Source organism: Devosia insulae DS-56 (genome assembly GCF_000970465.2).
Lineage (GTDB): Bacteria > Pseudomonadota > Alphaproteobacteria > Rhizobiales > Devosiaceae > Devosia_A > Devosia_A insulae.
Genome location: NZ_LAJE02000044.1, coordinates 28,128 through 49,092, shown reverse-complemented (window position 1 = coordinate 49,092; position 20,965 = coordinate 28,128). Strand labels below are relative to the sequence as shown.

Genomic DNA, 20,965 nt, shown 5'->3' with positions numbered 1-20,965 from the left:
ACTGTCATAAAACGTTGTGCCAACGCTCCTAGGTTCCGCTTGCAGACAGGGCGGCCGGAGGAACCGGAACCGTCGACTGGCCTGAAAGGGCCGATCCTTCCGAAAAGGGAACATCATCATGAAGATTGCAGTTTTCGCGAGCGCCGCGGTTATCGCGCTTGCCGCTGGCCTTGGTGCGGCCGCGGCGCGCGACCAGGTCCAGGTCGCCGGTTCGTCCACCGTTCTCCCCTATGCCAAGATCGTCGCCGAGTCGTTCGGCGAGGCCTTCCCCGACTTCAAGACCCCGGTCGTCGAGTCCGGTGGTTCGGGCGCTGGCATCAAGCAGTTCTGTGAAGGCGTCGGCGAAGACAAGATCGACATCGCCAACTCCTCGCGCCCGATGAAGGCCGAAGAGCTCGAGACCTGCAAGACCAACGGCGTCGCCGACGTCGAGGAAGTCAAGATCGGCTATGACGGCATCGTGTTTGCCACCGACATCGCCGGCCCGGATTTCGCCATTCAGCCCGCCGACATCTACAAGGCGCTCGCCGCTCAGGTGATCGTGGACGGCAAGCTCGTTGCCAACCCCTACACCAAGTGGTCGGAAGTGAACGCCGCGTTCCCCGAGTGGGATATCGCCGCCTACATCCCGGGCGAAAAGCACGGCACCCGTGAAGTTTTCGAGACCAAGCTCCTCGAGGCCGGCTGCGACAAGCCCGCTCTGACCGCCGCCGGCATTGCCGACGCCGATCTGTTCAAGACCTGCGTTGCGATCCGCAAGGACGGCAAGGCCGTCGACATCGATGGCGATTACACCGAGACCCTGGCCCGTATCGACAGCAACAAGACCGGCGTCGGCGTCTTCGGCCTCGCCTTCTACGAGAACAATGCTGACAAGCTGAAGGTCGCGACCGTCGGCGGCATCGTTCCCTCGACCGCGACCATCTCGTCGGGTGAGTACCCGGTTTCCCGTCCGCTGTTCTTCTACGTCAAGAAGGCCCACATCGGCGTCATCCCGGGCCTCAAGGAATATGTCGACTTCTTCATCTCGGACGACATGATCGGGCCGGACTCGCCGCTCGCTCAGTACGGCCTCGTGGCGGCTCCCGATGCCGAGCGCGAAGAGATCCGCGCCAAGTTCGAAGCCGGTACGGCTCTCTGATACCACTATCGGCGCGGGCCTCGAGGCCCGCGCCACCTCCCCCGCGCATAACGGGGTCGATCCGCCTTCTGGCGGCATAACCGGGGCAAGTGAGGCGTCATGTCAGCAGGCTGGGTAGTTGCAATCGTTCTGGCCATTGGTGCCGTAGCCTATTTCTTCGCCGCTCAGCGCGCCCGCGTGCAGCGCGACAGCACCGACCGGGCCAAGGAAGTCCCGCATTCGCTCCCGACCTACCACGGCTGGCTTGCCTTCATTTTCGCCACCGTTCCCGCGCTCCTGGTCTTTCTCGTGGTCAGCTCGGTTTCCTCGGGTCTGCTCGAGGGCCGCATCCGCACCGAGGTCGCGACCCATATCGCCGACCCGGCGGCCGCCAGCCTTTCCATCGGCATGGTCCACAACACCTCGAACGCGCTGGGCCAGCTCGGCCTGTCGGGCGCCAATGTGCCGGCCTCCTATGCCGCGCTGCGCGACATGGCGACATCCGCCGGTATCAGCCTGGCCGAGAGCGGCGAGGATTACATGGTGCCGCTTGCTGCCAGCGTGAATGCCGATGCCGGCGTCCACAAGCTCATCGGTCAGGGCCTGACGCTGCTGCTGGCGCTCGCCGGCGCTGCCTTCTCCTATTCCCGCATCCGCCTGCGCCTCCGGGCCCGCAACCAGGTCGAGCGCGTCGTGCTGTGGTCGTTGCTGGCGGCGTCCACCGTCGCCGTCCTCACCACTGTCGGCATCATCCTCTCGATGCTGGGCGAAACCATCCACTTCTTCTCCGACGTCAACCCGCTGACCTTCTTCTTCGGCACCGTCTGGGACCCGCGTTTCGCCGCGGCCGGCTCCGGCGGCAGCGAGGGCCAGTTCGGCCTTATCCCGCTGCTGATGGGCACGCTCTACATCGCGTTGGTCTCGATGCTCTTCGCCGTGCCGGTCGGCCTGATGGCCGCCGTCTACATGGGCGAGTACGCCTCGAACCGGGTGCGCTCGACCGTCAAGCCGCTGCTCGAGCTGCTCGCCGGCATCCCCACCATCGTCTACGGCATCTTCGCCGTGGTGACGCTCGGGCCGTTCTTCCGCGATCTCTCGGCGGCGCTCGCCGGCGGCTTCTCCTTCATCCAGGCGCAGTCGGTGCTCACCGCCGGTATCGTCATGGGCGTGATGCTGATCCCGGTGGTCTCTTCGCTCTCCGATGACGTGATCACCGCGGTGCCCCGCGCCATGCGTGACGGCTCGCTGGCGCTCGGGGCCACCCGGTCCGAGACCATCCGCAAGGTGATCCTCCCCGCTGCGCTCCCCGGCATCGTCGGCGCGCTGCTGCTCACCGCCTCGCGCGCCATCGGCGAAACCATGATCGTGGTGCTCGCCGCCGGTGTCGCCGCCCGCATCAACTTCAACCCGTTCGAGGCGATGACCACCATCACGGTCAAGATCGTCAACCAGCTCACCGGCGACCTCGAGTTCAACTCGCCGCAGACCCTGGTCGCCTTCGCCCTCGGCCTCACCCTCTTCACGCTGACGCTCGGCATGAACGTCTACGCGCTCTACATCGTGCGCAAGTATCGGGAGCAGTATGAATGACCGACGCAGCCTTGCCCCACGCCACCGTGACCACTGGCGCTTCGACCCGTCGTGATTTCGGCCTGAAGCGCCGCCACGCCGCCGAGTTCCGCTTCCGCCTCTATGGCATCGTGGCCATCATCATCGGCCTCGGCTTCCTCGCCATCCTGCTCGTTTCGATCGTCGGCAAGGGCTACACGGCGTTCGTGCAGACCGCGATCACCGTGCCGGTCGAGTTCTCGGCCTCGATCATCGACAAGGATAACGAGCGCGCCACCAACCCGCGCGTCCTCGTCTCTGCCAACTACCCGATCATCGCTCGCAATGCCGTGGCCAAGGCGCTCGGCGTCTCGACCGACGACAAGGCGGCAATGCGCGAGATCGCCAAGTTCGTCTCCGACGGCTCGCGTTCGATGCTGCGCGACATCGTCGTCGCCGACCCCTCGGTGATCGGCACCACCCGCAACGTGACGCTCCTCGCCGCCGCCGATATCGACAGCGCCAACAAGGGCCAGATCGATCTCACGGTGCCCCAGGATAAGCGCAAGGTCTCCGACCTGCAGGTTGGCTGGCTCGAGCAGCTGAAGCAGGAAGGCGCTATCTCGACGCCGTTCAATTGGGGCCTCATTACTTTCGGCGCCTCCAGCCGTCCCGAGACCGCCGGCCTCGGTGTGGCGCTGGTCGGCTCGCTCTACATGATGGCGATCGTGCTGCTCTGCGCGCTCCCCATCGGCGTCGCCGCCTCGATCTATCTCGAGGAATTCGCCAAGAAGAACCGCTTCACCGACTTCATCGAGGTGAACATCAACAACCTCGCCGCCGTGCCGTCGATCGTCTTCGGCCTGCTCGGGCTCGCAGTGTTCATCAACTTCTTCGGCATGCCGCGTTCGGCGCCGATCGTCGGTGGCCTGGTCCTGACGTTGATGACACTTCCCACCATCATCATCGCTACCCGCGCCGCGCTCCGTTCAGTGCCGCCCTCGATCCGCTCTGCGGCGCTCGGCATCGGCGCCTCGAAGATGCAGATGGTGTTCGACCACGTGCTGCCGCTCGCCACCCCGGGCATCCTGACCGGCACCATTATCGGTCTCGCCCGAGCGCTCGGTGAAACCGCGCCGCTGCTGCTCATCGGCATGGTGGCCTTCGTCGCCGACCGCCCGACCACGCCGCTCGATCCGGCCACCGCTCTGCCCGTGCAGATCTATATGTGGGCCAACGAGGCCGAGCGCGCCTTCGTCGAGCGCACCTCGGGCGCCATCATCGTGCTGCTGCTGTTCCTCGCCCTGATGAACCTCGCCGCCATTCTCCTCCGCCGCCGCTTCGAGCGCCGCTGGTAACCCCTGACCTGGATGACCGACATGTCCCTCGAATCCGCTGCGACCCTTGCCGCTCCCGTCTCGCGTCCCAACGCTCCGCCGAAGATGACCGGCGAGAATGTCGGGGTGTTCTATGGGGCCAAGCAGGCGCTGTTCGACGTCAACCTGAAGATCGAACAGTTCAACGTCACCTCGCTGATCGGCCCATCGGGCTGCGGCAAGTCGACGTTCCTGCGCTCGCTCAACCGCATGAACGACACGATCGATGGCTGCCGCGTCACCGGCAAGATCAACCTCGACGAGGATGATATCTACGATCCGTCGATCGACGTGGTGGAACTGCGCGCCCGCGTCGGCATGGTGTTCCAGAAGCCCAATCCGTTCCCCAAGTCGATCTACGAGAACGTCGCTTACGGTCCCAAGATCCACGGCATCGCTCGCAACAAGGCCGATCTCGATGAGATCGTGCATTCCTCGCTGCGCCGTGCGGGCCTCTGGAACGAAGTGAAGGATCGCCTGCAGGAGCCGGGCACCGGCCTTTCCGGTGGTCAGCAGCAGCGCCTCTGCATTGCTCGCGCCATCGCCACCAAGCCCGAAGTGCTGCTGATGGACGAGCCCTGCTCGGCGCTCGATCCGATCGCCACCGCCGTCATCGAGGAACTGATCGACGAGCTGCGTGAGAACTTCACCATCGTCATCGTCACCCACTCCATGCAGCAGGCCGCCCGCGTCAGCCAGAAGACCGCCTTCTTCCACCTCGGTAAGCTCATCGAGGAAGGCAAGACCGAGGACATCTTCACCAATCCCAAGAACAAGCAGACGCAGGACTACATCACCGGCCGTATCGGCTGACGTCCAAGAGGATCGATAATATGGCATCGCTCAACGAGCACATCGTTTCCTCCTACGAGGACGAACTGACCAACCTCAATAAGGCCATTTCCGAGATGGGTGGCATGGTCGAACAGGCCATCACCGAGTCGGCCGTCGCCTTGCTCAAGCTCGATCACAAACAGGCTCAGGACGTGCGCCTGTTTGACAAGAAGATCGACGAGATGCAGCAGCGCATCAACGATGCGGCCGTGTCGATCATCGCGCGCCGCCAGCCGATGGCGGCCGACCTGCGCATGGTGGTGACCTCGATCCAGGTCGCCAACGATCTCGAGCGCACCGGCGATATGGCCAAGCAATTGGCCAAGCGCGCCATGCAGATCGAGTCCCTCGGTCTCGCGCCAAAGTTCTACAATGGCGTCAAGCACATGAAGGAACTGGTGGCGCGGCAGCTGAAGAGCGCCATCGATGCCTACCTCAATCGCGACGCTGCCGCGGCCGTTGAGGTCTGCAGCCGCGATGACGAGGTCGACGCGATGTACAACTCGCTGTTCCGCGAACTCCTCACCTACATGATGGAAGATCCGCGCAACATCACGCAGTGCACGCACCTGTTGTTCTGCACCAAGAGCCTCGAGCGCGTCGGCGACCACGCGACCAATATCGCGGAAGCTGCCTACTACCTCGAAACCGGCCGTCATCTCGGCGCCGAGGAACAGCAGCGCCAGCCGCGCTAAATCGTTTCGCCGCTTGTTGAGGCGGCGAAGCGCTCTTTGATTTCCAGAGCTTTCGAAAAGTCCGCGACTTTCCCGAAAGCGCTCTAGGGGTGATCCGATGTCTGCCACCATCCTGATCGTCGAAGACGAAGCCGATCTGGCCGTCCTGCTGCGCTACAACCTCGAAGCCGAAGGTTTCCGGGTCGCCACCGCCGCCTCGGGCGACGAGGCGGTGGAGCGCATCCGCGATGGCGTCCCGGACCTGATCCTGCTCGACTGGATGCTGCCGGGCCTTTCTGGCATCGAGCTCTGCCGCCGCTGGCGCTCACGCGAGGAAACCGCCCGCACCCCGATCATCATGATTACCGCGCGCGGCGAGGAAGAAGAGCGGGTCCGCGGCCTTGCCACCGGCGCCGACGACTATGTGGTGAAGCCCTTCTCGATCCCCGAGTTGCTCGCCCGCATCAACGCGCTGCTTCGCCGTTCGAGCCCGCAGCTCGTCACCGCGGTGCTGAAGGCCGGCGACCTCGAGCTCGACCGTACCAGCCACCGCGTCCGGCGCGGCGGCCGCGAAGTGCATCTCGGCCCCACTGAGTACCGCCTGCTCGAATACCTGATGCGCCACCCCGGCCGCGTCTATTCTCGCGAGCAGCTGCTCGACGGCGTCTGGGGCAATGACGTCTATGTCGACGAGCGCACCGTCGACGTACATGTCGGGCGGCTGCGCAAGGCCATCAACCGCCACCGCGACGCGGACCCGATCCGCACCGTCCGCGGCGCCGGTTATGCGTTTGACGAGCGCTTTGCCGCGGTCAGCTGAACGGCCGGATTCACCGGTGTCCTTTTGACCGCACCTCCCCACCGGCCGTCATCCCGGCGAACGCCGGGACCCACTGCTCGGAGGGTTGGGTAGACTCGAACTGCGCCGGTCCATCACGGCAAGGTCGGACAGTTCGGCACGGGTGGATCGGCCGGTGCGCTGGGTCCCGACTTTCGTCGGGATGACGGCCGGTTGGTGGGGCAAGCGAGTGCTAAATCGCCCGATCCGCGCAGATCCGATAACTCTCCGCCCACGGCCGCAACCGCTCGAACGTCGCGCTCGCCGCCAGCACATCGGCATCGGCATAGCGCCGCCCGATGATCTGCATGCCGACCGGTAAGCCATCCACCAATCCGGCGGGGATCGACGCGGCCGGATGCCCGGTGAAGTTGAGCGGGTAGGTGAGGCACCAGCCGATCCCCTGGTCGACCGCCTCGCCATTCACCTCGCGCGGCCCCTGCGTGTTGCCGCCGGTCTCGTTCTTCACCGGTAGCGCGGCAACCGTCGGGGTGATCACCAGGTCATAGGTCGCGAAGGCGGCCTGGAAGGCGTCATAGATCTCCGACCGCATCGCCTGGTCACAACGGAGGTCGGCCGCGGTCATCGTCTGCCCATAGCTTTCGATCCAGTGCAGGTACTCCGGCGGGAAGTCGCCGCGATGGTCTGCCAGGAGGTCGAGTCCGCCGGCCTTCACTGCCTCGAGCGTCCCCATATTGAGCGGCATCATCAGCCGCAGCCACAAGTCGCTCAGCTCGCGTTGCGAGTAGCGGATGCCAAGCTTGATCTCTTCGACCTCCGCACCGGCCTCGCTGAACGCTGCGACGGCCCGCTTCACCGTCTCCGCCACGCGCGGGTCGACCGGGAACACGTCGAGGTTGGGGCTGTAGCCGATCCGGAAGCCTTTGATCGATTGCTTCAGGGCGCCGAGATAATCGACCGTCTCGTCGAGGCTCAGCGGGTCGCGCGGGTCATAGCCGCCGAGCACGCTCATCGCCAGCGCCGCGTCTTCCACCGTGCGGGTAATCGGTCCCTCGAACACATAGGGCAGGTCGCCGGCAAAGGCGTTGGGCCGCATCACCACGGGCACGCGCCCGAAGGCTGGCTTGTAGCCATAGACCCCACACCAGGCCGCCGGGATGCGGATCGAACCGCCGGCATCGGTGCCCTCGGCGATGGACACCAAGCCATCGGCAACGATCGCCGCGCTGCCGCCGGAGGAGCCGCCCGGATTGCGCGTCGTATCGAACGGGTTATTGGTCGGCCCGAACAGGTAGTTATCGGTGACACCGCGCAACCCCATCACCGGCGCATTGGTCTTGCCCACGAGGATCGCGCCGCCTTTCTCGATCCGCTCGGCGAACGGGCAGTGGAACTGCGCGATATTGTCCCTGAGTGCCCGCACCCCGCCGAAGGTCGTCGGCCAGCCCGGCTTGAAGTCGAACAGGTCCTTGATCGCCGCGGGCACTCCGTGCAGCGGCGGCAGCGTCGCGCCGCTCATCACCGCCGCCTCGGCTGTTTTCGCCTCGCGCCGCGCATCTTCGAAGTCCAGATAAATCAACGCATTGAGGCTTGGGTTGCGCGTCTCGATCCGGCTGATGGTGGCCTCCATCACCTCGACCGGCGACACTTCGCGCTGGCGGATCTGCCGCGCCAGTTCGGTGGCGCTCAGATAGGAAAAGTCGCTTGTCGGCATGTTTGCCCCCTCCTTGTTATTGAGGGGGATACTCGACACGAAGCGTCCCCCGCACAATGCACCGTTAGGTGGGGCAAGGGGGCGCCTGCCATACCAATTCCCGCTTGCCTTAACCCGCTGCTTTTGTTCAGGTCTGCCGCCGGCAAGCGGCGAGGGACGAGGACTATGAAGACAGCATTGGTCGTATGGGGTGGGCTCGAGCTGCACGAGCCCGAAAAAGGCGCGCATATCGTGCGCGAAATCCTCGAGGGCGAGGGTTTTGAGGTCGATGTCACCGGCGACTATACGGCGCTGGGTGGCGAGAATGTCGGCTCCTACGACCTGATCGTGCCGCAGATCACCGGTGGCGAGCTCGACCGCGAGAATTCGATCCGTTTCTGCGCCGCCGTCGAAGCCGGGACCGGCCTTGCCGCTTTCCACCATGGTCTTGCCACCAGCTTCCAGGGCAACGCGCGGATCCGCTTCCTCGGCGGCTGCACCTTCGCCACCCACCCGGGCGACATCATCAGCTACCAGGTCGACCCCAAGCGGACCGACGACCCGATCATGGCCGGCATCAAGAGCTTCGAGCACACGTCGGAGCAGTACTATATGCATGTCGACCCCACCGTTGAGGTGCTCGCCACAACGACCTTTTCGGGGGAGCACGCCTTCTGGAAGAAGGGCGCTCAGATGCCGGTGGTCTATAAGTCGGCCTATGGCCACGGCCGGGTCTTTTACACCGCGCTCGGCCATAAGCCGGCCGAGCTCGACAAGCCCGAGATCAAGACCATCCTGCACCGGGGGCTGCTGTGGGCAGCCCGCTGATCCCGCCCCGCCCGGTCGGCTCGACCGGTCTCGAGATCAGCCGCATCGGCTTTGGCGGCGCGCCGCTCGGCGACCTCCGGCGCGCCCCCACCGATGCCGGAGCCCGCGAACTGCTCGAGGCTGCCTGGGACGCCGGCATCCGCTATTTCGATACCGCCCCCTTCTACGGCGCCGGCCTGTCGGAGCGACGGATCGGCGATTTCCTGCGCGACAAGCCTCGGGATAGCTATGTGCTGTCGACCAAGGTCGGCCGGTTGTTGATCCCCGACCGCGCCTTTGCGATGGAACGCCATGGCGACCCGCGCTCCCTGCCGTTCCGGCCGAAGTTCGATTTCAGCTATGACGGAGTGATGCGGAGCTACGAGAACTCGCTGCAGCGGCTCGGGCTCGAAAGCATCGACATCCTGTTCCTGCACGACATCGGCGCTTTCAGCCAGCGCGAGCGGCACGCCGAGACCATGGCGCAGGCGCTTGAAGGCGGCGGCATCCTCGCGCTCGAAGAGTTGCGCGCCGCCGGTGCGGTGAAGGCCATCGGGGCAGGGGTCAACGAGTGGCAGATCATCGACGAGCTGATGAACCATGCCCGCTTCGATATCTTCCTCCTTGCCAACCGCTACACCCTGCTCGACCAGCAGGTGATCGATACCCTCTTGCCGCGGGTAGAGCGCGAAGGCGTGGCGATCGTCGACGGCGCCCCGCTCAACAGCGGCATCCTCGCCACCGGGCCGGTTCCCAACGCCATCTACGATTACGCCCAGGCCAGCCCCGAAATGATCGAAAAGACCCGCCGCATCGAGGCGCTGTGCAGCAAGCACGGCACCACGTTGATCCGCGCCGCGCTCAACTTCCCGCTCGGCCACTCGGCGATCACCGCCATCATCCCCGGCTTCTCCAACGTCGCCGAGTTCAACGACAACCTTGCCGGCTACCGCAAACCCATCCCTGATGCGTTGTGGGCCGAGCTCCGCGAGGCGGGCCTGCTGCATCCGAATGCGCCTGGCCCCGTTACCCCGATCCTGGCGTAAGCTACGCTTCAACGTCCAACTTCTGGAGGCCCCATGGGCGAACGCATCAAACTCACTGCTGCCGATGGCTTCGTCCTCAACGCCTACCGCGCCGCGCCGGAGGGCAAGCCGCGCGGCGGCGTCGTGCTGATCCAGGAGGTCTGGGGCCTCAGCAACTGGATCCGCAGCGTCGCCGACCGCTGGGCCCGCCACGGCTACCTGACCATCGCTCCGGCAATGTTCGACCGCGCCGAGTACGGTTTCGAGAGCGAGAACTACGGCGCCGACCACTTCCCGCTGGTCGGCGAGCTGATGAAGAAGTTCTCGATGGAGACCGCCATGACCGATGTCGAAGCCGCCATCGCGGCTGCTTCCGCAGCCGGTAAGGTCGGCATCACCGGCTATTGCTTTGGCGGTCGGGTCAGCTGGATCGCCGCCAGCAGGCTGGAAGGCCTCAGCGCCGCTTCCGGCTACTATGGCGGCGGCGTACAGAACTATATCGAGCTGACGCCCAAGGTGCCGATCGAGATGCACTATGGCGACAAGGACCAGGGCATCCCGCTCGAGCAGGTCGAGCAGCTGAAGGCCCGCCACCCCGAAGCCGACATCTATGTCTACAGCGGCGATCATGGCTTCTGTAACAGCGACCGCCCGGAGAAGTTCGACGAGGCCTCCTGCACCAAGGCCTCGGTGCGCTCGCTGGAGTTCTTCCATAAGCATCTCGGCTGACCTCGTCCGTCACCTCGCCTATCTCGAGGAGGCGGTGGCCGACGCCAGGACGGCCATGCTGTCGCGCAAGAAGGCGATGCTGGCGGCGCACCTGGTCGATGCCTATGCCGACCGGCTGTTCAGCGCCCGCGCCGAACCGGCCGCCGATGTGCTGGAGTTTCGTGCCGGACTGGCCAGTGTGCACCCGGCGCTCGCCACCATCTTCGACCTGGTCGCCGGCCGGGTCGAGCTGATCACCGAAGCCGTCGAAGTGCCGCTCGCCGAGTATAGCAAGCTCGGCGTCGAGGACTTTATGGTCAGCCTCTACAACGGCCACACCGTGCAGCGATTGAGGATTGTCGGGCCGGATGGCAGCCGGCAGGATGTGCATGAGGTGCTGGCTGGGGCGGTGGAAGCGCTCATGTAGACGCTAACGGCGCGGATCGTTTCATGAAGCTGATTGCGCTCTGACTCGCCCCACTCACCGGGGTCATCCCAGCGAAAGCTGGGACCCATCTATCCACTGGTGCGGGCTGCGAGTTGGGTCCCAGCTTTCGCTCATAGGCGCTAAGTTAGCGATTTCGGTTGGCCTGATGGACGCCACCTTAGCTCCCAAATGGGGTGACGCCGGGTATGCGAACCGAGGCTCTGCAGGTCCCCCAAACTCGGTGTCATCCCCGCGGAAGCGGGGAACTCCGTTTGCGATCGTGCCGCAGGCCAAGAAAACAGAGGTTCCCGCTTTCGCGGGAATGACCCCGTGGGTGGGGCACGACCCTAACTTAGCGCACATGAGCTTTCGCTGGGATGACATCGAGTATGGGGTGATCGCTGTGGGTAAGCTCGACGGTGGCGCAGCGGCTGCGATTGGGTGGCTCAGTTCGCGATCCCGGCCTACCGCTTCATCGCCTCCAGCAGTTCCAGCAGTTTCTGCGTCGTCTGCCAGCTGCGGATGGTCATCGATTTGTAGAGCGGCGACTCCATGATTTTGCTGAGCCGGCTCTTGGTCCGCTCGGCACTGAGCCGCTGCGAGTAGATCATGGCCTCGCCGGGCCACACCTTGTCGACGCCGTCGCGCGGCTTGAACAGGGCGAACGCCTCGTCGCGGTCGATGTCCATCAGGAACACCGCATCGCTGTGGTATTTGTCGGGCGCGTCGCCAAACCCCTTGGGCCGTTTGTCGACAATCGCCTTCAACTGGTCGTGGCTGAGCACCAGTACCTTGACCAGCTCGTCATCGAGCTTGAACGTCGCGGTCAGTCCATCCTCGATCTTTCGAGCAATGCTCGAGGCCGTCAGTTTCGAGCGGAACATGGCATTGCCTGAGGCGATATAGGTCGAGACATCCTCGAGCCCGATCTCCTCGAGCAGCGTCTTCAACCCCGCCATCGGCACCTTGTTCTTGCCGCCGACATTGATGCCGCGCAACAGCGCCAGGTAGGTGGTGTCCGCCATGCTGTCCTCCCGCTTCGCTCAGACGCAAGAAATGACAAAGGCCGGGATCACTCCCGGCCTTTGGAAAACTCAAGCGCGGCTCAGCGCTTCTTCTTGTCGATCTGGTGGTACGCCCGGCGCGAGTGGAACTCGCAATAGGGCTTGCCCTCATTCGAGTGCTGGCCGCAGAAATAGAAGTCGGGCGTCAGCGGGTCGCCGATCGGCCACTTGCAGGTGTGTTCGCTGAGCTGCAGCAGCGTCAGCCGCTGCTCCACCGGGATGAAGAGCTCGGCCGCCTGCGGCGCCATCTCCATCTCGACCGCGAACTCTTCTTCCATCTTCAGCGCCGTTGCGCCGTGAATGGCGCCACCGCCACCACCGCCGCCGCCGACATTCATCGAGTTGCGGGTCTTCATCACCGTGCCCAACCCGCTCGACCGCGAGGTGCTGGCCGGCGAGGAAACACGGCGGGCAGCCGGACGTGGTGCGCTGCGCACCCGTGGGGTCGACGTCGCCGGTTTGGCGCGGCCCGAGAGCTTCAGCCGATGCACCTTGCCGATCACCGCATTTCGGGTAACGCCTTCGCCCAATACGCCCGCGATCTGACTGGCGCTCAGCCCCTCAAGCCAAAGTTTCTTGAGCAGCTCGACGCGTTCTTCAGTCCAGCCCATCAACTATCCGCTCCTAAACCGCCATTCAGGACTCTGACAGACTCCTCAGCCGTGCCGTTGCCTCAGCAACAGCCCGATACGCTACGCATCGTAGGTCTGATGGGTCCGCCACACGAGATATCGTGTCCCAATGCCTTGATACTACACGGGTCGCGGAATCCGGTGCAAGAGTCGCTGCCGTTTTACACGGGGAAAAAGCGTCTGCAATTTGGCGGTCGCCGGAAGCCGCTTCAAATCAGGCACTTGAGAGCGGCAAGCCCCGTTTCCGTTGACTTAAGTACTCCACAAAGGCATATGGAGAGCCTGCAACGCGCCGCATTTTCGCAGCGCGTTTTTGGTTTTTGTGGGGCTTTTGCAACAGTCCCGAAACTGGCCCATGAAAGGGGTGCGAAGATGTCTGCGCTGTACGGTACGTATGCCCGGTCCGACCTCGCTTTTGAGCGGGGCGAGGGTGTGCGATTGTTCGCGCAGGACGGCACGCCCTACCTCGATTTCCACGCCGGTGTGGCGGTCAACGCGCTCGGCCACGGCGATCCGCATATGGTGGCGGCGCTGAAGGCGGCGGCCGAGAAGGTCTGGCACACCGCCAATACCTTCACCATTCCCGAGCAGGAGCGGCTCGGCCAGCGGCTGGTCGAAAACACCTTCGCCGACGCGTGCTTTTTCACCAACTCGGGCACCGAGGCCGTGGAGTGCGCGGTCAAGACCGCCCGGCACTATTTCTGGGCCAAGGGCGAGAAGGATCGCTACGAGATCATCGCCTTTACCGGCTCCTTCCATGGCCGCACCATGGGCATGATCGCCGCCTCCGGCAACGACCACTACCTCGAAGGGTTTGGCCCGCCGCTTGAAGGCTTCAAGCATCTGGCGCCCGGCGACCTGAAGGCCGTTGAAGCTGCCATCACCCCAAAAACCTGCGCCATCCTGATCGAGCCGGTGCAGGGCGAGGGCGGTGTTACCGCCATGACCGCCGAGTATATGCGGGGTCTCCGTGCGCTCTGCGATAAGCACGGCATGCTGCTGATCCTCGATGAAGTGCAGTGCGGCTACGGCCGCACCGGCAAGTTCTTCGCCTATGAGTGGAGCGGCATCGAGCCCGACATCATGGCCGTCGCCAAGGGTATTGGCGCCGGCTTCCCGCTCGGCGCCTGTCTCGCCAAGGGCGAGGTGGCGAAGTCGATGATCCCCGGCACGCACGGCTCTACCTATGGCGGCAACCCCCTGGCTTCGGCCATGGGCAACGCCGTGCTCGATCGCATGCTGGCGCCCGGCTTTTTCGAACACGTCGAGAAAATGGGCCAGCGGCTCAACTGGCACCTGCAGCAGCTGGCGCAGCGCTTCCCGAGCCAGGTGCTCGAGCTGCGCGGCAAGGGCCTGCTTGCCGGCATCCGCATCGCTTCGCCGGTGCGCGACGTCGCGGCGCGGCTGCGCGACGAGCACCACATGCTGGCCATGACCGCCAACGAGAACGTGCTCCGCCTGTTGCCGCCGTTGGTGGTCACCGAAGCCGAGATCGAGGAGGCGGTGGGTAAGCTCGCGGCAGTCTTCGAGGCCATCGAGGCCGAAGCCCCCAGCAAGGCAACCGCCTGACCCCATTCACGGCACGCGATCTGAAGGGCGGGAGACAGCAGCTCCCGCTCGGCGCGTTCCGAACAGGAGAGGTCCCAAAATGACCGCTACCCCACCTAGGCACTTCCTCAACCTCGACGATTTCGATGCCACGACGCTGCGCGGCATGCTCAACCAGGCTGTCGAACTCAAAGACCGATTGAAAAAGGGCGATCGACCGCTGCTCCTCAAGGACAAGGTGCTGGCGATGATCTTCGAGCGCCAATCCACCCGGACCCGCGTCAGCTTCGATGTCGGCATGCGCCAGCTCGGCGGCGAGACCATCTTTCTCACCGGCCAGGAAATGCAGCTTTCCCGTGAGGAGACGCTAGCCGACACCGCCAAGGTGATGTCGCGCTACGTCGATGCGATCATGATCCGCATCCTCACCCACCAGGATCTGCTTGATCTGGCCGAAGCCGCCACCGTGCCGGTGATCAACGGCCTCACCCGTCGCGCTCACCCGTGCCAGGTGATGGCCGACGTCATGACCTTCGAAGAGCACCGCGGCAACATCAAAGGCGCCAAAGTCGCCTGGGTCGGCGACAGCAACAACGTGCTCGCCAGCTGGGTGAACGCCGCCGAGCTGTTCGGCGCCGAGCTCACCATTGCCGTGCCGGAGGAATATGCCCCGGAAAAGGACCTGCTCGCCGATATCAAGAAGGCCGGTCCGGCCGTCCGGCTGATCGAGGACCCCGAGGAAGCCGTACGCGGCGCCGACCTCGTCATCACCGACACCTGGGTCTCGATGGGCGATACCGACGCCGCCGAGCGCCGCCGGGCCTTGAAACCCTACCAGGTGAATACCCAATTGATGGGCTTGGCCGAAAAGGACGCGCTGTTCATGCACTGCCTTCCGGCCCATCGCGGCGACGAGGTGACCGACGAGGTCATAGACGGGCCGCAATCGGTGGTCTTTGATGAAGCCGAAAATCGGCTTCACGCTCAGAAGGCAATCCTTTGCTGGGCCCTGGGCCAAGACCGGCAGAACATCTAGCCGTTCTGCGATACTATTATGCGCGACACGAACCAGCGCGGGCCCCCGATCCGGTAGCGGAGCGGGGCTGTTCCCCGCGAGATTGGATTATGGATGACTCAGACTGAGCTCAGCACCTATGGCCTCGATCGCCCGGAGTCGGGCGATGATGTCGTGGTGCCCTTCACCCTCGATGGGCTCGACAGCCGTGGCCGCGTGGTTCGCCTCGGGCCGGCGCTCGATGCAATCCTCACCCGGCACAATTACCCCGCTCCGGTGGCGCGCCTGCTCGGCGAAGCAGTGGTGTTGGCCTCGCTCATCGGCTCCTCGCTGAAGTTCGAGGGCCGCTTTATCATGCAGACCCAGACCGATGGTCCGGTGAACCTGATCGTCGTCGACCTCGACGCGCCGGACGGCCTGCGTGGCTATGCCCGCTTCGACGCCGACGCGGTGATGATGGCGATCGAGCGCGGCGAGACCAAGCCGGGGCAACTGCTCGGCAAGGGCCACCTCGCGATGACCGTCGACCAGGGCGTCCATATGGAACGCTACCAGGGGATCGTGGCGCTCGAGGGCGGCACGCTCGAGGATGTGGCGCATGCCTACTTCCAGCAGTCCGAGCAGATCCCGACTTTGGTGCGCCTCGCCGTCGCCGAGCATTCGGTGCGCGGCGCCGGCGGCCCGCAGTGGCGGGCCGGTGGGGCACTGGTGCAGTTCCTGCCGCCGCATGGCCAGTCGGTGATGCCGGACCTGCCCGGTGATGGCAACTTCGACAACCCCGAGATGGCCGATCCGGATTTCGTCGAGGACGACAAGTGGACGACCACCCGGGCCTATCTCTCGACCGTCGGCGACGACGAACTCGCCGATCCCGAGCTTTCAGCCGAGCGCCTGCTGTTTCGGCTGTTCAACGAGCCGGGCGTCCGCATCTTCGAGCCGATCGCGCTCGAGGAGCGCTGCACCTGCTCGGCCGAACGGATCGAGGCGATGCTGCGCGATAACTTCTCCGCCGAAGAGCGCCAGGAGATGGTGGTCGATGGCGAGATCGAGGTGGTGTGCGAGTTCTGCTCGGCCGACTACCACTTCAAGCCGCACGAGTTCGACGAGCAGCACCCGCACCAGCATTAGGGCGGTTCGCTCCCTCTCGGGGGCAGGGTAATCGCAGATGGTGCACGGACCGTAGTTAGGTGGCCTTCTCCCCTTGTGGGAGAAGGTGGCCGAAGGCCGGATGAGGGGTTCTCTCCGCGTACTCGTCGTCCGTCGCTTCGCTCCGGCCGCGCTACACTTCGTTGCGCGGACCCCTCATCCGCCCTTCGGGCACCTTCTCCCACAAGGGGAGAAGGCAAGAGGTGCCCAACGCCGTCATATGCGATAGCCCTGATCTCCCGGGGGAGTGAGGCGGATTGAGCGTCGTTGCGGCCCCAAGCTCCGGAGGCCGCACCTCACTCGCTGGCCAGCGCCACCACCGGATCGAGCCGCGCCGCCGAGCGCGCCGGCATGAAGCCGAACAGCACGCCGATCAGGCTCGACGAGACGAAGGCCGCGATGATCGTCGTCGGCGAGTAGATGAAGCTCAGCCCGCTCACCAGCTTCTCGACCCCAAAACCGATCCCCAGCGACAGCAGCACACCCACCGTGCCGCCGATCAGGCAGACCAGCACCGCCTCGATCAGGAACTGCTGCAGGATATCGCCCTGCCGCGCTCCGACCGCCATGCGCACGCCGATCTCCCGCGTCCGCTCGCGCACCGACACCAGCATGATGTTCATCACCCCGATGCCGCCGACGATCAGCGAGATCACTGCGATGGCCGAGATCAGCAGCGTCAGCGTCTGCGAGGTTGATTGGATGGTCTCGCGGATCGTGTCGGTGTTCTGCAGGCTGAAGTCCACCGTCCCGTGTCGCTGCTCGAGCAGTGCCTGGATTTGTGCCTGCGCCTCGGTGACATCGGCGCTGTCGGCGATACGGACGGTGATGGTCGAGAGCCAGCTCTGCCCCAGAATCCGCGACATCGCGGTGGTGTAGGGCATCCAGATGCTGATCGAACTCGACTGCGGGCCGAAATTGTTGGTGCTCGCTGCAACGACGCCGATGATCCGCAGCGGCACGTTGCCGACCAGCACCACTTGCCCGACTGCGTCTTCGCCATTGGTGAACAGCGTATCGCGCGCCGTGGTGTCGATCACCGCCACCTGTGCCAGCGCGCCGGTGCTCGTCTCGTCGAATGCCGCGCCTTCGACGAAACTGCGGTTGTTCACCCGAAAATAATCGGCGCCGACGCCCTGGATCTGCGCCGCGGCGCTGACGTTACGATAGCGCGCCTGGCCGTTGCTCGACACCTGCGGCGTGACGCTGTCGGCATATGCCTTGGCCGCAATGGCGGCGGCATCGGCCGGCACCAGCGTGCGGATCGCGTCGCGTCGCCGGTCGGCGGCGCTGGTGCCGGGCATGACGTTGATGGTGTTGGTGCCGATCGAGCTGATCCGGTCGAGCACCGTCTGCTGGCTGCCTTGCCCGAGCGCCACCACCGACACCACCGAGGCGATGCCGATAATGATGCCGAGCATGGTGAGGAAGGTGCGCAGCCGATGGCTCGACAGCGCCCGGAGCGCCATCTGGAACGCCTCGCCGACCCGGTCCAGCGCCTCGCGCCAGCGCGGAATCCGCTTGATCGTCTCCGCGGCCTTCCGCACCGGCGCGGCGGCATCGTCCTTGCGCCGGTCGGCAATGATCACCCCGTCGCTCAGTTCCACCACCCGGTCGGCCTGTGACGCGACGGTTGGATCGTGGGTAACGATGATGATGGTATGGCCCTCCGCGTTGAGCTCCTTGAGCAGCGCCATCAGCTCCTTGCCGCTCTTCGAATCAAGCGCTCCGGTCGGCTCGTCCGCGAGGATAATCTCGCCGCCATTGATCAGCGCCCGCGCCACGCTGACGCGCTGCTGCTGGCCGCCGGACAGCGCGTTCGGCCGGTGCGTCAGGCGTTCGCCGAGCCCCAGCCGTTCCAGCAGCTGGTGGGCCCGCTCACGCCGCGCTTCCTTTCGGGCGCCGGCATAGATCGCCGGCACCTCGACATTCTCGAGCGCATCGAGATCGGCCAGTAGCTGGTAGCGCTGGAAGATGAAGCCGAAATGCTCGCGGCGCAGTTCTGCCAGCTCGTCCGGCGCCAGCCGGGCGATGTCGCGCCCGGCCAGCCGGTATTCGCCGGTCCAGCCATTGTCGAGGCAGCCCAGCACGTTCATCAGCGTCGACTTGCCCGAGCCTGATTGGCCGATAATGGCGATCATCTCGCCGGCCTCGATGTCGAGGTCGATATCCTTGAGCACCGTGATGCTCTCGGCGCCGATCGGATACTCCCGGCGCAACTGCCGGATGGAAATCAGTGGTTCGGTCATCGCCTCGGCCTCAGCGCCCGAACCCGCCGCCCGGCGGGCCGCCGGCGAGGATGTTCCGGTTGGCGCCCTGGCCGTTACCGCTGCGGGTCGCCGGAACGGCTGCCGTGGCATTGACCACCAGATCGCCTTCGTCGAGCCCGGAGAGCACCTCCGCCGTCACGTTGTTGTTGAGCCCGATGGTAACCTGCCTGGGCTCGGCCGCCGCCTTCTGCTGGTCCCACACCTGAAGCGTGTAGCTGCCGTCGCGGCCCTTGCGGCCGAGCACCGAGGCCGGCACCGTCAGCACGTCATCCGCCGATTTCAGCACGATCGTCACCTGCGCCGTCATCGAGATGCGTAGCTTGTGACCCGGATTATCCACGTCGAACAGGCCATTATAGTAGACGGCGGTGCTCGACGAGCTCGCTGTGGTGTCGTCCGAGGCAATCGAGTCCGGCGCCGGCTCGACCGCGCGGAGCGTCGCGTTGATGCGGGTATCCGGGTCGCCGAGGATGGTGAAATACACCTGCTGTCCAGGCTCTACCCGCGGCACGTCGGCCTCCGAGATCTCGGCCTTCACCACCATCTTGTCGAGGTTGGCGAGCTTGACGATGGTCGGCGAGGAATTGTTGGCGTTGACCGACTGGCCGACCTCGACCGACACGGCGACCACCGTGCCGTCCGACGGCGCCACGATCTTGGTGCGGTCGAGGTTGAGCTGTGCTGCCTCGACGTTGATCTGGGCCTGCTGGATCTGCGCCCCGATCGCCTGCAACTGCCCCTCGGCCGTCTCAACCGCCAGTTGCGCCGTCTGCAGGTCGGCATCCGAAATCAGCTTCTGCGGGCTCAGCTTTTCGGCCCGCTCAAGCGCGGTTTTCGCCTGGCCCAGGTTGGCGGTCTGGATGGTCTTCTGTGCCTCGGTATTGGCGAGCGAGGCCTGCGCGGCTTTGACCGCGTTCTGCTGGTTCAGCGAGTCGATCTCGGCGATCACATCACCCGCCTTCACATCGTCGCCCAACTGCACGTTGAGCGTCTTGATCCGGCCCGAAACCTCGGCGCCGACGCTGACCAGCGAGCTGGCCTGGATAACGCCGGACGCCAGCACCGTCTCCTCGACATTGCCGCGCGCTACCGGCGTGGTCCGCGGCACCTCATCCTTGGCGGGGGCGCTGAATACCAGCCAACCGGCGCCGCCCGCGCCGAGCAACACCACGAGGACAATCCATTTCAACCACCGCTGCATCGCCGCACCTTCGGAACCCAATACCCGTTGCAGCTAAAGTAGAGCGCACCGGTCAAGACGTCGCATTAGGGCTTGGTAAGGTGGGTGAATTCTTCGCAAGGTCGGGCGTGAGTTCAGCGAACTGTCAGCTAGGCTTCGCTAACGTCGGCTATCGCGATCCGAGTTCAGGCGATGGAAATGTCGATGCCCAAATACACGGTCACGCTCTACGACTTCCGGGCCAAGCCACCCAGCGTCACCCTGCCGCAAACGGTGGAGGCGCCCGAACCGATGTCGGCGGCGCGCCAGTTGACCGACCAGCCGTTGGTGCTGAACGGTCATTTCGCCAACCTGGTCGCCGAGGTGACGCGCTACGAGGGCAGCGAACTCGCGCAACGGGTGATGTTCTACCGCAAACTCTAGCACGCTTGCGAACTGGGCGGGTTGCGGGATCCGCCGACTCAGCTAGTTTGCCCCTATCCTGCTGTTCGAGCAGGGAGTTTTTTGGGGCATACTATGAAGAAGACCTATTCCAAGCCGGTGCTCGTCAAGGAGCAGAAGCTGACCACGATCACCGCCGAACCGGTTTCGAGCAAGAACTGATTGCCGGCATCAGGGGGCAGCCTAGCCTGGCCCTGCCGCTAGATATTTGGACGTGAAGATGAAGAAAACCTACACCAAGCCCTCGCTGGTCAAAGAACAGAAGCTGGCCGCGATCACCGCCGTGCCGGTTACCAGCAAGAACCCTGCCTGATCCTCGATTTTCTGATGCATGAACCGCGTGCCGAACTTCGGCGCGCGGGTTTTCTGTTGTCACCGGGTTCGAGCGCGGTTCACGGCAGGCCATACTTCTGCTAGGATGACTCGATTGACTGCACTAGGGCAGGCACCACGAGGGCATAGTTATGAAGAAGACCTACACCAAGCCGACGTTCGTCAAGGATCAGAAGCTGGCGGCGATTACTGCCGTTTCGAGCAAGCCGGTCTGATTTTCGGTCGGTTTCTGAGAATTTCAACCGCGTGCCGAGCCATCGGCACGCGCGTTTTGTAATTTACCAGATGCGTGCGCCACGCCAGAGCCAAGCGTGAGTTCACTCGG

General features: G+C 64.6%; 19 protein-coding genes. 14 read left to right on the top strand and 5 right to left on the bottom strand.

Annotation, left to right across the window (positions count from 1 at the left end; all coding sequences use genetic code 11):
* Positions 1-118: 118 nt before the first annotated feature.
* From VW23_RS01945 to phoB, 6 genes are all read left to right on the top strand, one after another.
* Positions 119-1,141 carry a PstS family phosphate ABC transporter substrate-binding protein gene (locus VW23_RS01945; protein ID WP_069907904.1) on the top strand — a complete coding sequence of 341 codons (1,023 nt, stop codon included), beginning with the start codon at positions 119-121 and terminating at the stop codon, positions 1,139-1,141.
* Positions 1,142-1,240: 99 nt separating this feature from the next.
* The gene (gene pstC / locus VW23_RS01940) at positions 1,241-2,710 is read left to right on the top strand and encodes a phosphate ABC transporter permease subunit PstC (protein WP_069907903.1); all 1,470 of its coding nucleotides are present in this window, start codon (positions 1,241-1,243) and stop codon (positions 2,708-2,710) included.
* Complete coding sequence (pstA, locus tag VW23_RS01935; RefSeq protein ID WP_069907902.1) at positions 2,707-4,026, top strand: phosphate ABC transporter permease PstA; 1,320 nt, start codon at positions 2,707-2,709, stop codon at positions 4,024-4,026. The genes pstC and pstA overlap by 4 nt, the downstream gene beginning before the upstream one ends.
* Before the next feature lie 21 nt (positions 4,027-4,047).
* The gene (gene pstB / locus VW23_RS01930; RefSeq protein WP_069907957.1) at positions 4,048-4,857 is read left to right on the top strand and encodes a phosphate ABC transporter ATP-binding protein PstB; all 810 of its coding nucleotides are present in this window, start codon (positions 4,048-4,050) and stop codon (positions 4,855-4,857) included.
* Between the two features lie 20 nt (positions 4,858-4,877).
* Positions 4,878-5,573: a phosphate signaling complex protein PhoU gene (phoU, locus tag VW23_RS01925; protein WP_069907901.1), complete on the top strand. Its 696-nt coding sequence runs from the start codon at positions 4,878-4,880 to the stop codon at positions 5,571-5,573.
* Positions 5,574-5,670: 97 nt separating this feature from the next.
* Positions 5,671-6,372, top strand: a complete 702-nt coding sequence (gene phoB, locus VW23_RS01920; RefSeq protein ID WP_055047977.1) for a phosphate regulon transcriptional regulator PhoB — start codon at positions 5,671-5,673, stop codon at positions 6,370-6,372.
* A gap of 211 nt (positions 6,373-6,583) precedes the next feature.
* On the opposite strand, the gene VW23_RS01915 is transcribed toward phoB, so the two are convergent.
* Complete coding sequence (locus tag VW23_RS01915; protein WP_069907900.1) at positions 6,584-8,065, bottom strand: amidase; 1,482 nt, start codon at positions 8,063-8,065, stop codon at positions 6,584-6,586.
* 165 nt (positions 8,066-8,230) lie between these two features.
* Here VW23_RS01915 and VW23_RS01910 point away from each other — a divergent pair, with 165 nt between their 5' ends.
* The 4 genes from VW23_RS01910 to VW23_RS01895 are packed head-to-tail and all read left to right on the top strand — an operon-like array spanning position 8,231 to position 11,011.
* Positions 8,231-8,872: a ThuA domain-containing protein gene (locus VW23_RS01910; RefSeq protein ID WP_069907899.1), complete on the top strand. Its 642-nt coding sequence runs from the start codon at positions 8,231-8,233 to the stop codon at positions 8,870-8,872.
* Complete coding sequence (locus VW23_RS01905; RefSeq protein ID WP_069907898.1) at positions 8,857-9,897, top strand: aldo/keto reductase; 1,041 nt, start codon at positions 8,857-8,859, stop codon at positions 9,895-9,897. Before VW23_RS01910 ends, VW23_RS01905 begins: the two co-directional genes overlap by 16 nt.
* Positions 9,898-9,930: 33 nt before the next feature.
* Positions 9,931-10,605 (top strand): dienelactone hydrolase family protein, encoded by a 675-nt coding sequence (locus tag VW23_RS01900; protein WP_069907897.1) that lies wholly within the window; start codon positions 9,931-9,933, stop codon positions 10,603-10,605.
* Between the two features lie 34 nt (positions 10,606-10,639).
* Positions 10,640-11,011 carry a hypothetical protein gene (locus VW23_RS01895; protein ID WP_141728186.1) on the top strand — a complete coding sequence of 124 codons (372 nt, stop codon included), beginning with the start codon at positions 10,640-10,642 and terminating at the stop codon, positions 11,009-11,011.
* Between the two features lie 464 nt (positions 11,012-11,475).
* Here the strand turns inward: VW23_RS01895 and VW23_RS01890 are convergent, their stop codons facing one another.
* Together VW23_RS01890 and VW23_RS01885 are read right to left on the bottom strand one after the other, a co-directional pair.
* Positions 11,476-12,036 (bottom strand): DUF1697 domain-containing protein, encoded by a 561-nt coding sequence (locus tag VW23_RS01890; protein ID WP_069907895.1) that lies wholly within the window; start codon positions 12,034-12,036, stop codon positions 11,476-11,478.
* An 80-nt stretch (positions 12,037-12,116) separates the two neighbouring features.
* Positions 12,117-12,686: a GcrA family cell cycle regulator gene (locus VW23_RS01885; RefSeq protein WP_069907894.1), complete on the bottom strand. Its 570-nt coding sequence runs from the start codon at positions 12,684-12,686 to the stop codon at positions 12,117-12,119.
* Between the two features lie 393 nt (positions 12,687-13,079).
* Here VW23_RS01885 and VW23_RS01880 point away from each other — a divergent pair, with 393 nt between their 5' ends.
* The 3 genes from VW23_RS01880 (at position 13,080) to VW23_RS01870 (ending at position 16,398) form a co-directional block, all read left to right on the top strand.
* A complete protein-coding gene (locus tag VW23_RS01880; RefSeq protein WP_069907893.1) occupies positions 13,080-14,276 on the top strand; it encodes an aspartate aminotransferase family protein in 1,197 nt (398 codons plus the stop codon).
* A gap of 79 nt (positions 14,277-14,355) precedes the next feature.
* Positions 14,356-15,291 (top strand): ornithine carbamoyltransferase, encoded by a 936-nt coding sequence (gene argF / locus VW23_RS01875; RefSeq protein WP_055887793.1) that lies wholly within the window; start codon positions 14,356-14,358, stop codon positions 15,289-15,291.
* Between the two features lie 93 nt (positions 15,292-15,384).
* The gene (locus tag VW23_RS01870; protein WP_069907892.1) at positions 15,385-16,398 is read left to right on the top strand and encodes an Hsp33 family molecular chaperone; all 1,014 of its coding nucleotides are present in this window, start codon (positions 15,385-15,387) and stop codon (positions 16,396-16,398) included.
* A 314-nt stretch (positions 16,399-16,712) separates the two neighbouring features.
* Here VW23_RS01870 and VW23_RS01865 read toward each other — a convergent pair whose 3' ends face one another.
* Both VW23_RS01865 and VW23_RS01860 read right to left on the bottom strand, forming a co-directional pair.
* Positions 16,713-18,665, bottom strand: coding sequence for a MacB family efflux pump subunit (locus VW23_RS01865; protein WP_069907891.1), 1,953 nt, complete (start codon positions 18,663-18,665; stop codon positions 16,713-16,715).
* 10 nt (positions 18,666-18,675) lie between these two features.
* On the bottom strand, positions 18,676-19,887 hold the full coding sequence (locus VW23_RS01860; protein ID WP_069907890.1) for an efflux RND transporter periplasmic adaptor subunit: 1,212 nt from the start codon (positions 19,885-19,887) through the stop codon (positions 18,676-18,678).
* 183 nt (positions 19,888-20,070) lie between these two features.
* Here VW23_RS01860 and VW23_RS01855 point away from each other — a divergent pair, with 183 nt between their 5' ends.
* Positions 20,071-20,289: a hypothetical protein gene (locus VW23_RS01855; RefSeq protein ID WP_141728185.1), complete on the top strand. Its 219-nt coding sequence runs from the start codon at positions 20,071-20,073 to the stop codon at positions 20,287-20,289.
* Positions 20,290-20,965: the final 676 nt, after the last annotated feature.